The following is a 5,070-nucleotide window of genomic DNA, read 5'->3' as shown; positions in this document are numbered from 1 at the left end:
ACCTATTTTTTCTTGAAAAATAAAAAGCAAAATAGCTTGCTCAATGCAAAATATGCCTTTCATCGGGTGTTAACAATATAATTAAGTTGCAAAAGGATCTGTCAATAGGCTTTATGCGATCCCTTAGCTTGGAAAAGGGATAGTGTAATAGAAGCAATAAGGGGCAGAAATTGCTAAAATTCTGAGACCCAATTTTTCTACAATCGAAAAACTAGAGCAAACTTCATTTAATTTTGAAGAGAGTGAGCTACGAAGAAGTAGGCCAATTATCATGCTATTAAACTTTGATAATTAACGCCATACAGGATCGTAATTTTGGTATGCATAGGTATGAGCTATTCGGGAAGTGAGGATTTTAATTGTATTTTAACTTTCTACAGGAGGTTGCCAACCAGGCAGCTCTTTTAAATCCCTCAGTCCAAAATGCTTAAGGAAGTAGGGAGTGATCCCATAGAGAGTAGGGCGGCCGGGCGCTTCTAAGCGGCCTACAGACTCGACAAGTTGCCTCTCCAACAAACTTTGAAGTGTACCTGAGCTATCTACGCCTCGGATAGCATCAATTTGAGGACGGGTGATAGGTTGCCGATAAGCAATAATGGCTAACACTTCAGCAGCAGCGGGTGAAAGCTTCTCCGTGCGCTTATTACGAAAAAGTAAATCTAGGTAAGGGCTATATTCTTTACAGGTACGTAAAATATAGCCTTGGGCAATTTCTTCTAATCTAAAGGCGCGCTGTTGCAAGATAAATTCTTCCGCTAGCTCTTGCAATAAGTCTTGAATTTGACGGGGTTTAAGAGGCTCAACAGCATCCAGCACTTCCCGGATTTTATTAAAGCTAAGCGGCTCACGGCTGACGAAAAGCAAGGCTTCTATGATTCTTTTAAGGCGTGTCCTTGAAGTTTTTTCAGTGGCTTTTTGTTCTATAGCCTGATTATTAACGGGAATGCCGGGGAGGGAGCCTTGGACATATTGCTTTTTAGGAGAGAAGGCTTTAGGTGCTGTAAGCTTTTCTGGAGGAGAAGGAGGAAGCGGAGGAATTAATTCGTCTGCCGTCGTTTCCATTTGTTGTTCGAAAAAGTTAATTTCTTTAGCCATAAAAATTTATAAGTTTACGCATAATAGTATTTTCTGAGAGGCAACATCCTTGATTAAATAGCTCTCCCCAATTTTCATCAATTCCAGTACAGCTAGGAAGATAACAATAATTTCTAGCTTGCTTGTAGCATTTAAAAAAAGTTGTTCGATTTCAAGCTGATGATTGACCTTTAAATATTGACGAATAGCTTTAATTTTATCAGCAACTTTCCACTCTTCTTCTTGAATAAATTTTGCCGTTTTGATCGGTGCTTTAGCTAAAGCTTGCTTAAAGAGATCCGCTAAGTCTTCTAAAGTCAAATGCTCGATACCCAAGGGCTTATTATTTTCTCCTAGGGGCTCTGGCTCACGTAAATAATGAGCACTTTGAGACATCTCCAGTTGGGTAAGATTTTTAGCTGCTTCCTTAAAGCGGCAATAGTCAAGTAATTGATGAATAATATCAAAACGGGGATCATGCTCTTCCTCTCCCAAAGAGAGAGGTTGTTCATGCGTAGGCAGAAGCATACGGCTTTTAAGCCATAAAAGAAAGGATGCTGAAGCAATAAATTCAGCCCCTGAATCCACAGAGGAGGACTGCCATTCTTTTAGCTTTTGGATATACTGCTCGGTAATCTTTTTTAAAGAAATTTCAACCGGATCAATCTCATGCTTCTGAACAAGATGGAGCAAAAAATCCAGCGATCCTTCAAAGTTATCTAGAGCAAATACATCTTCACTATATAAGTTTTTCATATCAATAAGTCTACTAGAGCAAGAATTCTCTATAAATATAAAAATCTTACCATTAAGAAAAAATCCATTAAAATCAGCTATCGAGATAAGAATAAATTGTTGAGAAAAGTAATTTTATAATTTTTAAAAAATGTTGTTGTTAAACCTGATGCTCTCTATAATCCGAAAAGAAGTGAAGAGTTTTTTTTACAAGTGTTTCATTATTAGCAAATTAGGATCTAAGATATGCGCTTGCTTAATCGTTTTAATTTATTTATCATCTTTATTTTTCTAGTTAATTCTTTTCTTTTGGGCCAGGAACCCGAGCAGCTTAAAAGGCAAGATATTAGCAAAATTATGCGCCAGATCTTTGCTGAGCATTTAGGTCAGAAAACGATTGACGAGAAAATCTTAAAAAATGCTTTTAAAAATTATATCGATCAGTTTGATCCTGATCGTACCTATCTAACCCATACGGAGGTAGAGCCTTTCCTTGGATTATCTTCTGAGCAAATGGAAATCTACATTACCGCCTACAAAAATGAAGATTTTTCTTCTTTTGAAAAGCTTAATGCGATCATTCAAAGATCTATCCTGCGGGCACGTCAATATCGTCAAGATCTTATAAAAAATACCGAAGAGCTTTTCAAAGCAGCAGATGAGCGACGTGCAAGCAACAAAAATATAGATGGATTAGAGCCTAATTTAAATGGTTTATTTGCTTCTAATTTTGAGCAGCTTAAAAGACGTATCAAAGAGCAGATGATAAGTTTTATTCAGGCCGAGCAGAAAAGATATGGGAAAGCTCAGGTATCTAATTACAAATCCAAACTCCTTATCATGTTTGATCAGGCATTGAAAAATATTGAAGAGGGATATCTTTATCAAACGAGTGAGGGTAAGGCGTATAGTGAAGGTAAAAAAGAAAGTGCTTTAGCTTTACATATTTTAAAAGCATTAGCTAGTTCTTTAGACGCTCATACGGCTTTCTACAGTGATGCAGAAGCTTATGACATGAAAGTACGCCTTGAAAAAGAGTTTGATGGGATAGGGGTGGTTTTACAGTCTACCCCTCAAGGAGTAATGATTTCTTCCCTAATCGAAGGGGGAGCGGCTTCTAAAAGCGGCAAAATTTTTGCTAATGATTATCTTCTGCAAATCAACGGTAAGACCACATCTGGCCAAACGTTGCCGGAGGTGATGAACATAATAAGAGCCTCAAAAGAGCCTTCTATAGAGCTGGTCATCAGTAGATCTTTCCAAGAAGAAAATGGAAAACAGAGGGAAAAGCAGGAAACGGTCATTCTTAAAAAAGAGGCTATTCCTATTAAAGGTGAGCGAATAGATGTAAAACAGGAAAAAGTGGGCAACGGGATCATTGGCATCATCACCCTTCACTCTTTTTACCAGGGTGAAGATGGAACGGGTAGTGACAGTGATATGCAAAAAGCCTTAAAAGAGTTAGATCGAAAAGGTAATTTGCGAGGGCTAATTTTAGATTTACGGGAAAATAGTGGGGGCTTTCTTAGCCAAGCTGTAAAGGTAGCTGGTCTATTTATTTCCAACGGTATCATTGTAATTTCTAAATATTCTGACGGAGAAAAGCGTATTTATCGCGACATAGATGTTAGGACTGCTTATCAGGGACCTCTTATTATTTTGACTTCAAAAGCTACTGCTTCTGCTGCTGAAATTGTGGCACAAGCTTTGCAAGATTATGGGGTAGGCTTAATTGTTGGAGACGAACATACTTATGGAAAGGGCACTATTCAAAGTCAAACGGTGACGGGCAATGAGGGGGAAACCACTTCTTTTTTTAAGGTGACGGTGGGTAAATATTACACGGTCTCAGGGAAAACTCCTCAATTGGAGGGAGTAAAAGCTGATATCGTAGTGCCTGGCCCTTATCATAATGAACCTATTGGAGAGGAATATTTAGAGCAGCCGTGGAAGCCCGATCTTATTAAGGCAGATTTTGAAGATAGTCTTCAAGATATTGAGCCTAGTGTAAAGTCTTGGTATATGAAATACTATACACCTACTCTTCAAGCCAAGGTCTCAACCTGGCAAGAAATACTGCCTTATTTAAAGAAAAATAGTGCTTATCGCATCGAGAACAATAAAAATTATCAAATGTTTTTAAAGCAAAAGAAAGCAGGAAATACAGAGGAGATAACGCTTTTTGGAGCGCCTAACGAAGATGAGCTTGGCAAGGAATCAAACAATTACGGCAAAGAAGATCTACAGATGCAAGAGACTATAAATGTACTCAAAGATATGATTTATTTGCATAGCAAAAAACGTCAGAATCAAGAGGTTAAAGGCGATATTGCTCCTCTTTAAGCTGCTACAGCAAATTAAGGATTGCATAAAAAAGGGATGATAGTCTATCTTGCTTACTTATCTCTGGCCAGATAGCTCAGTCGGTAGAGCAGAGGACTGAAAATCCTTGTGTCGCTGGTTCGATTCCAGTTCTGGCCACTTTAGCCGGATTAATCCTATTAATCCGGCTTTTTTTTGTCCTATTCTTATTAGACTTCGCTTAGAGGCATCGCAGTTTAATTCTAAAAAATTTAGACGGGCTTTAAAAAGCTAGCTATAGTTTAGATTTCTTGCCCAACTTATAATCGAACAAGCAGAGCCTTGAAAAAAAGCGATAAGAGTAGATTTCTATCCTAGTTTTAATTATCTACCTAATGAGCTACAAGTAGCTATCTTTAGTTCGTGGCCAAAAGAAGATTGAGGCAGGGCAGCTTTAGTTAGCAAACCATGGAAGCAGGTAGCAGAAGACTTTTTTTACGGAAAAAGTTATTTTTGCCGGCGTTAGAGCAGCCCTATCTAATTTAAAAATTTCCGCTCTGCCTGGCAAAAGATTGATAAGAGAAAGTATGTTCCTGGAAACCTGTGTTTCTCTTTTTTCTCTAAATATTTTCATTATCAAATGCATAAGCTTCCTCCGACTGAAGCCATAGAGACTTTAGAATTGAAGTTCATCAAAGATGTAGCCCTCTTGAAATGGCAATACGAACCCTATAAATTAAATAGAGATGTTTCCGAAATGAGTAGCTGCATGATTCTTTTTCTTTTTGTTAGCCTATCCTCAAAAATAGCTATCTGCACTTAAGCCAATACGCAATCCAAGCGACCTAAGGTATAAAAGACATGATTTTCGATTAGGTCATCTGTCTTTTTCATAGATTTTTTTTTAAATTGAAAATCTATTAAAAAAACTGGCGTTCACCTTTATAATGTTTAATTAAT

Annotated in this window: 3 protein-coding genes and 1 tRNA gene; 2 read left to right on the top strand and 2 right to left on the bottom strand. The window is 37.6% G+C overall.

Translation table 11 applies throughout. The annotated features are described in order from the left end of the window. Positions 1–366: 366 nt before the first annotated feature. The gene (scpB, locus tag DB41_RS07300; RefSeq protein ID WP_238578463.1) at positions 367–1,095 is read right to left on the bottom strand and encodes an SMC-Scp complex subunit ScpB; all 729 of its coding nucleotides are present in this window, start codon (positions 1,093–1,095) and stop codon (positions 367–369) included. 6 nt (positions 1,096–1,101) lie between these two features. Next, on the bottom strand, positions 1,102–1,830 hold the full coding sequence (locus tag DB41_RS07295; protein ID WP_039385993.1) for a ScpA family protein: 729 nt from the start codon (positions 1,828–1,830) through the stop codon (positions 1,102–1,104). Between the two features lie 225 nt (positions 1,831–2,055). On the opposite strand from DB41_RS07295, the gene DB41_RS07290 reads away from it, so the two are divergent. Beyond that, entirely contained in the window at positions 2,056–4,152 is a 2,097-nt protein-coding gene (locus DB41_RS07290; RefSeq protein WP_039385992.1) for a S41 family peptidase, read from the top strand. A 65-nt stretch (positions 4,153–4,217) separates the two neighbouring features. Further along, positions 4,218–4,290, top strand: a tRNA-Phe gene (locus DB41_RS07285). Positions 4,291–5,070 lie beyond the last annotated feature (780 nt).

Source organism: Neochlamydia sp. TUME1 (genome assembly GCF_000813645.1).
In the GTDB taxonomy this organism is placed as follows: Bacteria; Chlamydiota; Chlamydiia; order Chlamydiales; family Parachlamydiaceae; genus Neochlamydia.
Note: the sequence above shows the minus strand (reverse complement) of the source record. Positions and strands in the feature narration are given on the sequence as shown.